This window comes from Vandammella animalimorsus (assembly GCF_002288875.1).
Lineage (GTDB): Bacteria > Pseudomonadota > Gammaproteobacteria > Burkholderiales > Burkholderiaceae_C > Lampropedia > Lampropedia animalimorsus.
This window is the reverse complement of record NZ_NTBH01000005.1, coordinates 107,168-121,072: the sequence shown is the minus strand read 5'-3', so window position 1 is coordinate 121,072 and position 13,905 is coordinate 107,168. Positions and strand designations below refer to the sequence as shown.

Annotated in this window: 12 protein-coding genes and 1 tRNA gene; 11 read left to right on the top strand and 2 right to left on the bottom strand. The window is 62.2% G+C overall.

Features of this window, described 5'->3' with window-relative positions; translation table 11 throughout:
- The first annotated feature begins 73 nt into the window (after positions 1 to 73).
- Positions 74 to 970: an NUDIX hydrolase gene (locus CLI93_RS08810; protein WP_095542251.1), complete on the top strand. Its 897-nt coding sequence runs from the start codon at positions 74 to 76 to the stop codon at positions 968 to 970.
- A 63-nt stretch (positions 971 to 1,033) separates the two neighbouring features.
- On the opposite strand, the gene CLI93_RS08805 is transcribed toward CLI93_RS08810, so the two are convergent.
- Together CLI93_RS08805 and CLI93_RS08800 are read right to left on the bottom strand one after the other, a co-directional pair.
- Entirely contained in the window at positions 1,034 to 1,489 is a 456-nt protein-coding gene (locus CLI93_RS08805) for a DUF4298 domain-containing protein (protein WP_143326380.1), read from the bottom strand.
- Positions 1,490 to 1,658: 169 nt separating this feature from the next.
- Positions 1,659 to 1,734, bottom strand: a tRNA-Arg gene (locus CLI93_RS08800).
- 284 nt (positions 1,735 to 2,018) lie between these two features.
- Here CLI93_RS08800 and CLI93_RS08795 point away from each other — a divergent pair.
- The 10 genes from CLI93_RS08795 to CLI93_RS08750 all read left to right on the top strand — a co-directional run bounded on the left by CLI93_RS08795 (position 2,019) and on the right by CLI93_RS08750 (position 13,885).
- Positions 2,019 to 3,008, top strand: coding sequence for a ZIP family metal transporter (locus CLI93_RS08795; protein ID WP_095995874.1), 990 nt, complete (start codon positions 2,019 to 2,021; stop codon positions 3,006 to 3,008).
- Positions 3,009 to 3,155: 147 nt separating this feature from the next.
- The gene (gene nrdF / locus CLI93_RS08790) at positions 3,156 to 4,145 is read left to right on the top strand and encodes a class 1b ribonucleoside-diphosphate reductase subunit beta (RefSeq protein WP_238945016.1); all 990 of its coding nucleotides are present in this window, start codon (positions 3,156 to 3,158) and stop codon (positions 4,143 to 4,145) included.
- Positions 4,146 to 4,181: 36 nt separating this feature from the next.
- Positions 4,182 to 5,465, top strand: coding sequence for a glutamate-5-semialdehyde dehydrogenase (locus tag CLI93_RS08785; RefSeq protein ID WP_095995841.1), 1,284 nt, complete (start codon positions 4,182 to 4,184; stop codon positions 5,463 to 5,465).
- Positions 5,466 to 5,549: 84 nt separating this feature from the next.
- Positions 5,550 to 7,232 carry an arginine--tRNA ligase gene (argS, locus tag CLI93_RS08780; protein WP_095542254.1) on the top strand — a complete coding sequence of 561 codons (1,683 nt, stop codon included), beginning with the start codon at positions 5,550 to 5,552 and terminating at the stop codon, positions 7,230 to 7,232.
- Positions 7,233 to 7,305: 73 nt separating this feature from the next.
- Positions 7,306 to 8,022, top strand: coding sequence for an SPOR domain-containing protein (locus CLI93_RS08775; RefSeq protein ID WP_095542255.1), 717 nt, complete (start codon positions 7,306 to 7,308; stop codon positions 8,020 to 8,022).
- Between the two features lie 550 nt (positions 8,023 to 8,572).
- Complete coding sequence (locus CLI93_RS08770) at positions 8,573 to 9,880, top strand: nucleotide sugar dehydrogenase (RefSeq protein WP_095542256.1); 1,308 nt, start codon at positions 8,573 to 8,575, stop codon at positions 9,878 to 9,880.
- A gap of 41 nt (positions 9,881 to 9,921) precedes the next feature.
- Positions 9,922 to 11,040: a UDP-N-acetylglucosamine 2-epimerase gene (locus CLI93_RS08765; protein WP_095542257.1), complete on the top strand. Its 1,119-nt coding sequence runs from the start codon at positions 9,922 to 9,924 to the stop codon at positions 11,038 to 11,040.
- A 13-nt stretch (positions 11,041 to 11,053) separates the two neighbouring features.
- Positions 11,054 to 12,340: an oligosaccharide flippase family protein gene (locus CLI93_RS08760; RefSeq protein ID WP_143326381.1), complete on the top strand. Its 1,287-nt coding sequence runs from the start codon at positions 11,054 to 11,056 to the stop codon at positions 12,338 to 12,340.
- Positions 12,337 to 13,089: a class I SAM-dependent methyltransferase gene (locus tag CLI93_RS08755; protein ID WP_095542259.1), complete on the top strand. Its 753-nt coding sequence runs from the start codon at positions 12,337 to 12,339 to the stop codon at positions 13,087 to 13,089. Before CLI93_RS08760 ends, CLI93_RS08755 begins: the two co-directional genes overlap by 4 nt.
- 67 nt (positions 13,090 to 13,156) lie before the next feature.
- The gene (locus CLI93_RS08750) at positions 13,157 to 13,885 is read left to right on the top strand and encodes a TylF/MycF/NovP-related O-methyltransferase (RefSeq protein ID WP_095542260.1); all 729 of its coding nucleotides are present in this window, start codon (positions 13,157 to 13,159) and stop codon (positions 13,883 to 13,885) included.
- The last annotated feature ends 20 nt before the right edge of the window (positions 13,886 to 13,905 follow it).

Sequence of the window (13,905 nt, the reverse complement as noted above, 5' to 3'; positions counted from 1 at the left end):
GCGCCTGAAAAACAGGTTCTGAGCGCCTGAATCAAAAACGGGCGCGATCATACCCACAACCACTGCCATTGCCATGTCCGACCACGCCGCTGCGCCCCCGCCCGAAAACGCTCCCGCCACCATCCTGCCTGCGGCCAGCATGATCGTGCTGCGCCCCGGGCCTGGCGGCGGTTTCGAGGTGCTGCTGACCGAACGCGCTGCCGGGGTGCGCAACTTCGCTGGCGCACTGGTGTTCCCCGGCGGCAAGGTGGAGCCGGGCGACGAGGCCATTGCCGAGCACAGCGGCTTTGCCGCGCACTGGCCCAATCTGGCGCCGCGCCTGCCTGACGACGACCGCGATGCCACGCACATCGCCCGGCTGTACGGCGCGGCACTGCGCGAGACGCTGGAGGAAGTCGGCCTGCTGCACACCCCTGCAGCCCAGCCTGCCAGCGCACAGGCTGTGGCCAGCGCCCGCCAGGCCCTGGCTCAAGGCATGGCCTGGCGCGAGGCGCTGGCGCAGCAGGGCCTGCAGGCCTGCGTGCGGGATCTGCAACCGCTCTCGCGCTGGATCACCCCCACCACGCCCAACATGAGCCTCAAGCGCTTTGACACCTGGTTTTTCATTGCCGAGCTGATGCCCGGCCAAAGCCCCGAAGCCGATGGCCATGAGGCCCAGAGCCTGCACTGGGCCACGCCAGGCGATTTTCTGCAGCGCCACCAGCAGCGTGAAATCCTGCTGGCCCCGCCGCAGATCATGACCCTGGCTCACCTGGGCCGCTTTGCCAGCGCGGCCGAGCTGCTGGCCTATGCGCGGGCGCAAACGCCTTATTGCATTGCCCCCGTCAGCGTGGACGACGCCGGCCAGCGCATGATCTGCCTGCCGGGCGATCCGCTGCACCCCCAGCAGCAACGCCAAATGCCCGGCACCACCCGCCTGGTGCTGCGGGGCCGGCATTTTGAGCCGCTGAGCGAATTCGACGCGGCCTGAGCCGCACAGCCCTTGCGGCCGGCGCGAGGTTGTTTTGACTTGGCCTGCGGCACTCGGCCTGACTCAACCAATCCCTGGCGAACCCTGCGGCCCTGAATCGGGCAGGTCAGGGGCATCGGCTGGCGCAGCCGCCGCGCCGCCATCCTGCCGGTCCAGCACATCGATGGCCGCGCGCAGGCGCTGCCAGGCCAGGGCTTGCTGCTCATGGAAGGCGTTCCACAGCGTGTCCTCAGCCATCACGCTGTGCTCGCCCGGCGTTTCCAGCCGGAAGCTGGCGCCGCCCTCCATGGCGTTGACGCCGCGCATGTAATCGCCGTTGAAATAAAAATCCGCCAGCGCCCGCATGATCTGCTCGCCGCGCTGCCAATCGGCCTGCGCCTCTTGCAGACGCGGCAGCAGCTGGGTCCATTCACGAAACAGCGCTTGCGCCTGGTCGATGCGCGCCTGTAGCGCGCTGAGCTCGGCAGCGTCAAGGCCGCCGGGCCAATGAGGCAAATGGGGCGAGGAGGTGTCGGTCATGGCAGTTTCGGCAAGGGCAGTGGCCCGGGCATTGCCCGAGTGAGTGCCAGGCGGCAGCGATTGGGCCGCGCCTGGGCGCTGAATGTACACGGTGCGCGCGCCGCGCCCACCGCGCAGCAACCCACAAAAAAAAGCCCACCGCAACGAATGCGGTGGGCTGCACCATGGCTGGCGCGGCTGGCGGGGATCGAACCCACGACCCTTGGCTTCGGAGGCCAATACTCTATCCACTGAGCTACAGCCGCACGGGCATTTTTGACAATGCCACGCTTGTGCTTCTCCTCCTGCGAGGGGTTGAGATGCTCTTTTGACAAAAGCATCCCGGGAGGTCGAAAGCGCTTCTCTGCAAAGCGGGCGATTATGGCACGACTGGCGCGCGGCACTGCCTGTGCCAGCATCTGCGCGGGGCAGGCCGAATATAATGATCGGTTGTTATTGATAACCTTCTGTTGCTGGCCAGAATGCAGGCTGAATGTCGCCTGCTCATGCCATGGCCGCGCGCAGCGACACACTCTCAGCCTGGCCTGCTATGACATTGGGACAGATTTTGCTGGCCACGCTGTTGGCTGGCGTGGGCAGCGTATGGCTTGCGGCCCTGTTGATCCGGCTGGGCGTCATGGCCCAGGGCGCGCGCGTACAAGGCCACCATTTGCTGAGTTTTGCCGCCGGCTCTCTGCTGGCCACGGCTTTCGTGCACCTGCTGCCCGAGGCCATGGAAAGCCCATCGGCCGATCTGCACACCTTGTTCACGGTGCTGTTGGCCGGGCTGGTGGCTTTCTTCCTGCTGGACAAGGCCGAGCTCTGGCATCACGGGCACGAACATCACGCCCACGCTGGGCATGGGGCCCCATCCCATCATTCACATTCGCATCCACACCTGCCTGGGGCCGCACGCCAGCGCCAGCCCGGCGGCTGGTCGATCCTGGCCGGCGACAGCGTGCATTGCTTTGGCGATGGGGTGCTGATCGCTTCGGCCTTTCTGGTCGATTGGCGCGTGGGCCTGCTGGCGGCCTTTTCGGTGCTGGCGCACGAGGTGCCGCACCACATTGGCGATCTGATCGTGCTGGCCGAGCACAGCGAAGGCCCGGCGGCGCAGCGCCATCGGGCCGCGCGCATCAAGGTGTCCGTCGCTGGCTCCATGACGGCACTGGGCGGCCTGATGGGCTACGGGCTGCTGGGGCTGCTCGATGCGCAATGGCTGCCCTATTTGCTCGTGGTAGCAGCCAGCAGCTTTATTTACGTGGCCCTGGCCGATCTGGTGCCGCAATTGCAGCTGCAACTGACGGCGCGACAGACGGCGCTGCAGGTCAGTTGGCTGCTGGCAGGCATGCTGCTGGTGGCCGTGGTCAGCCACGTGCTGCATGCCGGGCACGAGCACGAGCACGAGCATGGCGCACATGGCGGGCACGATCACGCCGGCCACCGCCACGCGCATGAAGAGCCGCCCGCCGAGCTGGGGAGCTTTCGCCAGCACCCGCTGCACCTCGATCGCCTGCGCCCGCCGCCGGGTTCGAAGTAGGCTTTGATCCCGCCACCGCCAGCGCCGTGCGCCAGGCCAAGCGGGTAGACTTCGCACTTTTGTTTTGCGCCCCAGGCGCACGTGGCTGCGCTGCGCCATGCGCTGTGGGCGCGCTGCGTCAGTCCCGTATTGCACTCAGGTCTTGCCATGTCCATCCCCTCGCTGAACGAACCCACCTTGCTGCCCAACCTCGTGCAGGCCATCAACTGGAACCGCGTGCAGGACGAGAAGGATCTGGAGGTCTGGAACCGCCTGACCTCCAACTTCTGGCTGCCCGAGAAGGTACCGTTGTCCAACGACATTCCATCCTGGGCCACGCTGTCGCCGCAAGAGCAGCAGCTGACCATCCGCGTGTTCACCGGGTTGACGCTGCTCGATACGGTGCAGAACACGGTCGGGGCGCTGAGCCTGATCCCCGACGCCGTCACGCCGCACGAGGAGGCGGTTTACACCAACATCAGCTTCATGGAGGCCGTGCACGCCAAGTCCTACAGCTCGATCTTCTCGACGCTGTGCTCGATGAGCGACGTGGACGAGGCCTTCCGCTGGAGCCTGGAGAACGAATACCTGCAAAAAAAGGCCAAGATCGTCATCGGCCACTACCGCGGCGACGACCCGCTGATGCGCAAAGTCGCCAGCGTGTTTCTGGAGTCCTTTTTGTTCTACAGCGGCTTTTACCTGCCGATGTACTGGAGCAGCCGCGCCAAGCTCACCAACACGGCCGACCTGATCCGCCTGATCATCCGCGACGAGGCCGTGCACGGCTACTACATCGGCTACAAATTCCAGCAAGGCTATGCCCAGGCCGGCGCTGCGCGCCAGCAGGAGGTCAAAGACTATGCCTATGAGCTGCTGCACGACCTGTACGACAACGAGGTCAAGTACACCGAGGACCTGTACGACGGCGTGGGCTGGACCGAGGACGTGAAGAAATTCCTGCACTACAACGCCAACAAGGCGCTGATGAACCTGGGCTTCGAGGCGCTGTTTCCCAGCAGCATGACCGACGTGAACCCGGCCATCATGGCCAGCCTGAACCCCGGCTCGGACGAAAACCACGACTTCTTCAGCGGCAGCGGCTCCAGCTACGTGATGGGCAAGGCCGAGGCCACCGAGGACGACGACTGGGCCTTTTGAACCATTGCGCTTCTCCATCCACCCCGCGCCCCCGCCATGAACGACCACAGCACGCACGAACTCATGCAGGCCATCGGCGCCCAAGCGCGCCGCGCCAGCGCCCGCATGGCCACCGCCAGCGCCCGCGACAAGGCCCTGGCCCTGCATACCCTGGCCGACCTGCTGCGCCAGCAGGCGCCGGCCCTGCTGGAGGCCAACGAGAAGGATGTGCAACGCGCGCGCGGCAATGGCCTGGCCGGGCCGCTGCTCGATCGCCTGACGCTGAACGAGCAAATCACGGCCACGGCCGCGCAAGGCTGCGAGCAACTGGCGGCCATGCCCGATCCGATCGGCGAGATCACCGGCCTGCGCCAGCAGCCCAGCGGCATCCGCGTGGGGCAGATGCGCGTGCCCCTGGGCGTGTTCGGCATGATTTATGAAAGCCGCCCCAACGTCACCATCGAGGCGGCCAGCCTGGCCATCAAAAGCGGCAACGCCTGCATTCTGCGCGGCGGCTCCGAGGCCATCGAATCCAACAAGGCCCTGGCCGCCCTGGTGCGCCAGGCCCTGGCCGCCGCCGGCCTGCCCGAGGACGGCGTGCAGCTCGTGCCCACTACGGACCGCGCCGCCGTGGGCGTGCTCATCACCATGCCGCAGTTCGTCGACGTCATCATCCCGCGCGGCGGCCGGGGCCTGATCGAGCGCATCAGCGCCGAGGCGCGCGTGCCGGTCATCAAGCACCTGGACGGCATCTGCCACACCTACGTCGATGACCCCTGCGACATCGAGCAGGCCGTGCACGTGGCCGACAACGCCAAGACGCAGAAATACAGCCCCTGCAACGCCACCGAAACCCTGCTGGTGGCGCGCGGCGTGGCGCAAGAATTTCTGCCGCGCATCGCCGCCGTCTATGCCGCCAAGGGCGTGCAAATGCGCGTCACGCCCGAGGCCGAGCCGCTGGTGCGGCAGGCCGCGCCAGCGGCCCAGGTGGCACCGGCCAGCGAGGCCGACTGGCGCACCGAGCACCTGGCGCCCATCATCGGCATCAAGATCGTCGCCGGGCTGGACGAGGCCATCGCCCACATCAACGAATACGGCAGCCACCACACCGACGCCATCCTCACGCGCGACTATGTGCACGCGCAGCGCTTTCTGCGCGAGGTCGATTCGGCCAGCGTCGTCGTCAACGCCAGCACGCGCTTTGCCGATGGCTTCGAGTTCGGCCTGGGCGCCGAGATCGGCATCAGCACCGACAAATTCCACGCCCGCGGCCCGGTCGGCGTCGAGGGCCTGACCTCGCTCAAATACGTGGTGCTGGGCGATGGTGAAATCCGCCAGTAGCCGCCGCCAACCGGCCTGCGCCCGGGGTGCCACGCCAGCCGCGGCGGCCCCAGTGGGGCACCTCACAGGCTCTAAAATTCGCCCATGCTGAAAATCAAACAAGAACTGCTGGCCGGCCTGGCCCAGGCGCTGGCTGAGCTGGCGCCAGACGCAGCCGTCAAGCCCAGCTTCGAGCAACCCCGCCAGCCCGAGCACGGCGACCTGGCCATCACCGCGGCCATGCAACTGGCCAAACCCCTGAAGCAAAACCCCCGCGCCCTGGGCGAGCAGCTCAAGGCCGCGCTGCAGGCCCTGCCGGCCTATCAGCAATGGGTCGAGAGCCTGGAACTGGCCGGGCCGGGCTTTCTGAACCTGCGCCTGAAGCCTGCGGCCAAGCAAGGCATCGTGCGCGAAGTGCTGCAGGCCGGCGATGCCTTTGGCCTGCAGCCCGCAGCAGCCGGTCAGGCCGAGAAAGTCGTGGTCGAATTCGTCAGCGCCAACCCCACCGGCCCGCTGCACGTCGGCCATGGCCGCCAGGCGGCGCTGGGCGATGCCATCTGCAACCTGCTGGCCAGCCAGGGATGGGACGTCACGCGCGAGTTTTATTACAACGACGCCGGCGTGCAGATCGACACCCTGACCCAAAGCGTGCAACTGCGCGCCCAGGGCATCAAGCCCGGCGACGCTGCCTGGCCCGAGGCCGCCTACAACGGCGACTACATCCAGGACATCGCCGACGACTTTCTGGCCCGAAAAACCGTCCGCGCCGACGACCGCGAATTCACCGCCAACGGCAACCCGCAGGACGCGGGCAACGTGCGCCAGTTCGCCGTGGCCTATCTGCGCAACGAGCAGGACAAAGACTTGCAGGCCTTCCGCCTGAAGTTCGACAACTACTACCTGGAAAGCAGCCTGTACGCCGACGGTCGCGTGGCACGCACCGTGCAACGCCTGATCGACCAAGGCCACACCTACGAGGAAGGCGGCGCGCTGTGGCTGCGCACCACCGATTTCGGCGACGACAAAGACCGCGTCATGCGCAAGCAAGACGGCGGCTACACCTACTTCGTGCCCGACGTGGCCTACCACCAGGCCAAGTGGGAACGCGGTTTTGCCAAGGCCATCAACATCCAGGGCACCGACCACCACGGCACCATCGCCCGCGTGCGCGCCGGCCTGCAAGGGCTGGAGGCCGGCATCCCCAAAGGCTACCCCGACTACGTGCTGCACACCATGGTGCGCGTGGTGCGCGGCGGCGAAGAAGTCAAGATCAGCAAGCGCGCCGGCAGCTACGTCACGCTGCGCGACCTGATCGAGTGGACCAGCGCCGATGCCGTGCGCTTCTTCCTGCTCAGCCGCAAGCCCGACACCGAATACACCTTCGACGTCGATCTGGCCGTGCAGCAAAACAACGACAACCCGGTGTACTACGTGCAGTACGCGCACGCGCGCATCTGCTCCGTGCTGCAGGCCTGGGGCGGCGACGCGGCCACGCTGGCCCAGGCAGATCTGGCCCCGCTGGACACCCCCGCCGCCCAGGCGCTGATGCTGCAGCTGGCCAAGTACCCCGACATGCTCACCGCCGCCGCGCGCGGCTTTGCGCCGCACGACGTCAGCTTCTATCTGCGCGAGCTGGCCGCCAGCTACCACAGCTACTACGACGCCGAGCGCATTCTGGTCGAGGACGAAGCAGTTAAACTGGCCCGCCTGGCGCTGATCGCCGCCACCGCCCAGGTGCTGCGCAACGGCCTGGGCATGCTGGGCGTGAGCGCCCCGCAGCGCATGTGATTCAGCCCATGTGATTTAGGGCCTGTCACACCGAACACACGACGGCGTCAACTCCACTTGCACAGCTATGGCTATGGCAAACACCCCCCTGCGGCACGGCGGCCGCACCCCACAGCGCGGCGGCACCATCGCCGGGATCCTCATCGGCCTGCTCATCGGCTTTGCCATCGCCATTGCCGTGGCGCTGATGGTCTCGAAAATGCCGGTGCCCTTCATCAACACCCAGGCCAACACCCGCCCCTCCTCGCTGGACGCGACCGAGCAAGAACGCAACCGCAGCTGGAACCCCAACGCCTCGCTGGCCGGCAGCCGCCCCAGCGGCAGCAGCACGCCGCCAACACAGGCCCCATCGCGCACCCTGCCCCCGCCACCGCGCGAGGAAATCAAGCCCCCGGTGGAACCAGAGCCGCCCTCTGAAGTCGTGGCCGTCGCCCCCGTGGCCCAGCCCGGCTCCGACCCCCTGGGCGAACTGGCCGCCCGCGTCGGCAACCGCCCAACTCCTGCCACAGCACAGCCCGCGCCGGCCCCTGCCACAGCAGCCCCTGCGGCAGACAACTACCAATACTTCGTGCAAGCCGGCGCATTCCGCGCCCAGGCCGACGCCGACGCCCAACGCGCCCGCCTGGCCATGAACGGCTGGGACGCGCGCATCACCAGCCGCGAAAGCCAGGGCCAGACCATCTACCGCGTGCGCGTAGGCCCCTTCGGCAAAAGCCAGGACGCCGCCAACATCAAGCGCCAATTCGACCAACAAGGCATCGACGCCGCCGTAGTGCGCCAGCCGCGTTGAAACAAACTTAGCTGACTCCTAGCTGTAGTTTCTCAACACGTAGGTCAGTCGCTGGGTGCGCCGCAGTGCTACGGCGTGCTTGATCTTGCCGGCATCAGTGCGCCTGGGACTGCGCTGTGGGCACGAGCTGCAATCGCGCAAACCTGCTTCGCCCTAGCGAAGAAGCGGCGCTGCCACTTGGTGCAGTACGGCAACTAATATCGGCTGTCTGGGCCGCTGCGACCAAACACAATACGGCATCTGGGAGACCAGATGGGTTTGCCCTTTGGGTGTCAATGAGGCATTCTTGTGGGTGTTCATCCGGGGACTCCTGAAGCAGGTGGTTTGGCTTGAGAACCTCCATCTTGCTTCACCTCGGGTGGACAACCTGTTGGAAGCGACACGCTGGCAAGCTCTAAACGTGGCAGCACTCCAAATGGCGATGGGTGCTGCACTTGGAGATTGAGTTTTAGTACGTTACATTCGATCCGTAAGAAAAGTTAATTTGTAACAAATCGCCTTTTCATTGTTAGCCATCATATTCAATAACTTACAAATTTCTTCCCAACCCATGAGCGTCCTTCAACTTCTTCACCAACGCATAGCCGATAAAAGCATCCGTATAGGCATTTTTGGCCTTGGTTACGTGGGTCTGCCGCTTGCGCTGCGATTCAGCGAAGTCGGCATTCGCGTGATCGGCTTTGATATCGACGCCACGAAAGTCGCTCAGCTCAATGCAGGCCGCAGCTACATAGAGCGCCTCACCACAAAGCAAGTCGAAGCCGCCAGGAGACACGGCTTCGAGGCCACAACCGACTTCACGCGCACCCATGAGGCCGACGCCCTCATCATCTGTGTGCCCACACCCCTGACTCGCCATCGAGAGCCGGATCTGAGCTTCATCATCCACACCGTTGAAGCCATGCTCCCGTACATGCGCGAAGGCCAGTTGCTCAGCCTGGAAAGCACCACCTGGCCTGGCACTACCGAAGAGGTGTTGGCCCCACGCCTGCAAGCGCGGGGCCTGCTGCCTGGCCAAAACTGCGCCTTGGTGTTCAGCCCAGAGCGCGAAGACCCTGGCAATCCACACTACGGCACTGCGGATATCCCCAAAGTCATCGGCGGCGTCACCTCCAGTTGCCTGGAGTTGGGCCAAGCGCTGTACCAGCATGCCATCAAAACCATGGTGCCCGTCAGCAGCACCCGCGCCGCCGAAATGACCAAGCTGCTGGAAAACATCCACCGCAGCGTCAACATCGGTCTGGTCAACGAAATGAAAATCGTGGCCGATAAAATGGGCATCGATATCCACGAGGTGATCGATGCCGCTGCCACCAAGCCTTTCGGCTTTGTTCCCTATAAACCAGGCCCCGGCCTGGGTGGTCATTGCATTCCCATAGACCCCTTCTACCTGACCTGGAAGGCCCGCGAATACGGCATCAACACCCGCTTCATCGAGCTGGCGGGCGAGATCAACCACTACATGCCCCATTGGGTGGTGAGCAAAGTCGCAGACGCGCTCAACGAACGGGGCAAAGCCATCAAAGGCAGCCGCATCCTCATTCTCGGGCTGGCCTATAAAAAGAACATTGATGATTCGCGCGAATCACCCGCCATGGAGATCATAGACTTGCTGCAAACCAAGGGGGCGCATATTGATTACAGCGACCCACACATTCCCCGTTTTCCCAAAAAGCGCGACTATGCTTTCGATCTGCAATCCCTTGCCCTGACGCCGAAAGTCATTCGCGATCACGACTGCCTGATTCTGACTACAGACCATGACGCTTTTGACTACGGCATGCTACAGCAGCATGCGCGGCTGATTGTCGATACGCGGGGGCGCCTTGAATCTGGATCAAATATCATCCCAGCATAACCAAAGTTATGACTCACTCACTGGTTTCTTCATAATTTCGCATGCCAGCTCCCTCCGAAACTCGACCCTATGCGCTAGTATTCATTGGAACCAAAGCGCAATTTATCAAGACTGCTCCAGTTCTTTCGGAAATGGATCGTCAAGGACTGGCCTATCGGCTCATATATACCGGGCAGCATTCGGAAACCTTTGATTTACTGGAAAAATCGTTCCAGACCCAACCTCCCGATGAAACTATCGTTCCCAGCTTTGAAGCCGATACCCATGTCAGTTTTTTGCGCTGGACCTTGAGGTTCTGGAGTGCGGCTGTTCGGCGCATACGCTCGCCAGATTGGCGTCATGCCTCTGTAGCTTTGGTGCATGGTGATACTGCTTCCGCCCTGTTTGGTGCTTTGGCCGCACGCTTGGCAGGTGTGCCCGTGGCCCATATTGAAGCTGGACTGCGCTCAGCTCGCCTGCTTGAGCCTTTTCCCGAAGAGTTGATTCGAAGATGGGTAGCGTATTTAGTCCAGCTGCACTTTGCGCCAGATACCAGTGCCGTCGAGAACCTCCGTCATATCCGAAGCCATGTCGTTAATACAGAGGGTAACACTCTACGCGACGCGCTACGTATGACATTACAACAACACGCTTTACACCCTGAGGGCGGATATGGTGGGTATGGCGTGGTCTCCCTACATCGGAATGAAAATCTATCTCAGAAAAACACCTTCGAACAGCTAATGCGGGAAGTTGCCGAGACTGCAGCCATCACCCCATTGATTTTTGTTCTTCACCCCGCCACACGCGCCAAGCTCACCCGTACCGGCTGGGATCAGCGACTCTCTAGAGTTTCTGGCTTAAGGCTTGTGCCTCGTATGGATTATCCTGATTTCATTAAATTATTATTAGGGGCGTCATTTCTTTTGACAGACGGTGGCAGCAATCAAGAAGAAGCTGCCATGATGGGGCTGCCTACCTTTTTACTCAGGCGAGAAACTGAGCGCAGTGATGGATTGGGTGATGTTGTGAAAATTTCCGGTCTCGCGGCAGGTGAAATGACCGATTTTGCCAGAAAAAACTCCGGGAGGCGCTGGGTTTTGCGAAATATTCCTGAAGACTCTCCATCCAAAATCATAACCAATGAGTTAACAAAGATTTTTGGAATTACCAAAAAATAATAGGCACTTTCCATTGTCAATTTCCAAAAAACTTTTAATTTCCACGCTGCGTATCAATCCAATTTTTGGAGGCGACTCATTGGCCCGCAGCACACTCATCGTGCTGTGCTGGAACATGGCGCGCTTGGGTTTGCAACTGCTGTGGGTGATCTTGCTGGCCAGGTTGCTGGGTGTGGCCGGATACGGAGCATTTTCCGGCGCTGCCGGCCTGGCCATCGCTTTCAGCGGCTTTACTGGGGCGGGCCTGGGTTTACGCCTTTATCAGGATGTGTCGCGTGCCCCCGGGTTGCTGGGCGTACGCTGGGCGCAGGCGGTGCGCATGCAGGCAATCAGCAGCCTTCTGCTCGCCCTGCTTTTTCTGCTTGCTGGCGCCGTGTGGCTGCCGGATATTGCCTGGCCCGCCCTGCTGTGCATCGCCATTGCGGAACTGCTTTGTATGCCGGTAGTGAGCTTCGTGGCCTTTGCTTATGGCTCCCAAGGGCAAATGGGGCGGGTGGCTGCTGCCCCGGTACTGATGTCGCTGGCCAGAATCATGGCAATCTTGGCTATGCTGTTGAGCGGGCAGGCGATCAGTGTCACAGCGTATGCCGGCTGGCACGCAGCCGCCGCGATATTGGCCGCTGGCTGGCTGCTGTATCGCTGCCGCAAGCAACTGCGTCCCCCGCCTGATTCAGCAAAGATTGGCCTTGCGGACTTCAAGGAAGGCATGCGCCTGTCTTCCATCTGGGCCAGCAGCCTTGCCCTGGGGGCGGTGGACAAGGCCGCGGCACTGCGTTTTGCCGGTGCCGACGCAGCAGGCAATTACACGGCATCGCAGCGTTTTGCCAGCCTGTTGGCGGCACCGGTGGATGCGCTGGTTACGGCGGTCATGCCGCGCTTGTTCCGTCACGGTGCCGGGCAGATCGACAACACGCGCCTGATTGGCTTGCTGGCGCTGTGCGTGGCGGCCTATGGTTGCTTGAGTGGGGGCGTGTTGTGGCTTGGCGCAGACGGGCTGCCATGGATTCTCGGCGCCGATTTTGCTGCGGCGGTGCCAGCTTTGCAGGTCATGGCCTTTTATCTGCCAGCCTATTGCCTGAGAACCCTGGGCGCCAATATCTTGCTGGGATACGGGCAGGTAGTCTGGCGTTTTGGTTATGAGTTGCTGGCATTGCTGGTTTTGCTGATCCTGATGCTGGCATGGGCAGGTAACAGAGCTGCCGTCGGCGCCGCCTGGGCGCTGGTGGTGACCGAATCGCTGTTGGCGGCCTTGCTGTGGGGGCGGTTGTTGCTTGGCAGACGGAGGGGAGAGACAAGATGAGTCTGGAATGGTTGCGGGTGATACGCGAGCATGAATTCGAGCAAATACTCAAATTCATGCCGCCGGCAGATTCCGCTGCCAGGGTGCTTGAAATCGGTGCCGGTACCGGGCAACAGGCAGCGCAGCTTGAGGCATTGGGTTACCAAGTCACCGCGATCGACATTCCGGAAAGCGCCTATGCCCGGCAACGGGTATACCCGGTCAAGGATTACGATGGAAAGACCTTGCCGGTTTCGACGGCATCCATGGATGTCGTATTCAGTTCGAATGTCCTGGAGCATGTCGTGGCAATCGACGCCTTGCTGGAGGAAATGGCGAGGGTGCTCGTGCCGGGCGGGCTGGCTATCCATGTCCTGCCAACGCCGGCTTGGCGTTGTTTGACCACTTTTACCTACTATCCTTGGCTGCTCAAGCGCTTCTTGCAGATTGTCTTTCGATCAGGTGCAAAGCGGCATGACAGCTCTCCAGTCAGCCGTTCGATGCCGAATCCGGGATCAGCGCTCTCCATGCTCTGGCAGAAAAAGCACGGGGAACGGGGCAACTTGCTGACGGAGACCTGGTTTTTCTCCGAGGCCTGGTGGCGAAGGACTTTTTCCAGGGCCGGATTCAAGGTGGTCGAGGTCCGGCCGGCTGGCATCGTGTACTCCGGCAGTTTTCTTTTTTCGGAGTTGCTGCCGATGACGGTGCGCAAACCTCTGGCGAAGTTGCTGGGCTCGGCTACCAAGATATACATCCTGAGGCTTGATTGAGTGTGCTGGCGGGGTATGGGTTCATTGGGCGCTGGATTGTCTGATATCTGAAATTCGAGGTTTGGCAATGATGTTTTTGGGGACGATAAAAATGTTTCGTGCATTTCTCAGGGAGCAGCGGCTGGCCGATGTTCCTGCCTGGCAGAAGGACATTCTTTATCGGGTGCGACCATTCACGATGGCGGGGGTGGCAAGAACACTGGCAACCATCTCTACGGTGGAATATCTTGAAAAGAACAAAATAACGGGTTGCATAGTCGAGTGCGGGGTCTGGCGGGGCGGGCAAATGATGGCTGCGGCGCTTGCCTTGCAGCACATGGGGGCAAAGCGCGAGCTTTATCTTTTTGACACCTTTTCCGGGATGACGCCGCCAGAAGCCAGGGATGTCGATCATGAAAAAATATCTGCGAAGGGCACCTATCAATCTTCGCTGGCACGCCCGGAGGGGCAACGCTGGTGCGAGGCGGGCATTGAAGAAGTAAGAAAAAATCTGCGGACAACGGGGTATCCCGAGAGTTGCATGCATCTGATTCCCGGGGATGTCGAGAAGTCCATTCCCGCACAGGCGCCTGAGCAAATAGCCTATCTTCGCTTGGATACGGACTGGTATGCCTCCACGAAGCATGAGCTTGACCATCTTTTTCCTCGCGTGGTATCGCGAGGTGTGGTGGCGGTAGATGATTATGGCCACTGGCAAGGCGCGCGAGAGGCTACAGATGAATACTTGGCTGAGCACGGAATTTGCGCTCTGCTGCACCGCATTGATTACAGTGGGCGTCAGTTCGTCAAACTGTAATCGCACGGATTTCAAATAAA

Coding starts and splice junctions, on each gene's coding strand:
- CLI93_RS08795 (WP_095995874.1), top strand. CDS start 2,019: ATGACATTGGGACAGATTTTGCTGGCCACGCTGTTGGCTGGCGTGGGC.
- nrdF (WP_238945016.1), top strand. CDS start 3,156: ATGTCCATCCCCTCGCTGAACGAACCCACCTTGCTGCCCAACCTCGTG.
- CLI93_RS08785 (WP_095995841.1), top strand. CDS start 4,182: ATGAACGACCACAGCACGCACGAACTCATGCAGGCCATCGGCGCCCAA.
- CLI93_RS08775 (WP_095542255.1), top strand. CDS start 7,306: ATGGCAAACACCCCCCTGCGGCACGGCGGCCGCACCCCACAGCGCGGC.
- CLI93_RS08770 (WP_095542256.1), top strand. CDS start 8,573: ATGAGCGTCCTTCAACTTCTTCACCAACGCATAGCCGATAAAAGCATC.
- CLI93_RS08750 (WP_095542260.1), top strand. CDS start 13,157: ATGATGTTTTTGGGGACGATAAAAATGTTTCGTGCATTTCTCAGGGAG.
- CLI93_RS08810 (WP_095542251.1), top strand. CDS start 74: ATGTCCGACCACGCCGCTGCGCCCCCGCCCGAAAACGCTCCCGCCACC.
- CLI93_RS08755 (WP_095542259.1), top strand. CDS start 12,337: ATGAGTCTGGAATGGTTGCGGGTGATACGCGAGCATGAATTCGAGCAA.
- argS (WP_095542254.1), top strand. CDS start 5,550: ATGCTGAAAATCAAACAAGAACTGCTGGCCGGCCTGGCCCAGGCGCTG.
- CLI93_RS08765 (WP_095542257.1), top strand. CDS start 9,922: ATGCCAGCTCCCTCCGAAACTCGACCCTATGCGCTAGTATTCATTGGA.
- CLI93_RS08805 (WP_143326380.1), bottom strand. CDS start 1,489: ATGACCGACACCTCCTCGCCCCATTTGCCTCATTGGCCCGGCGGCCTT.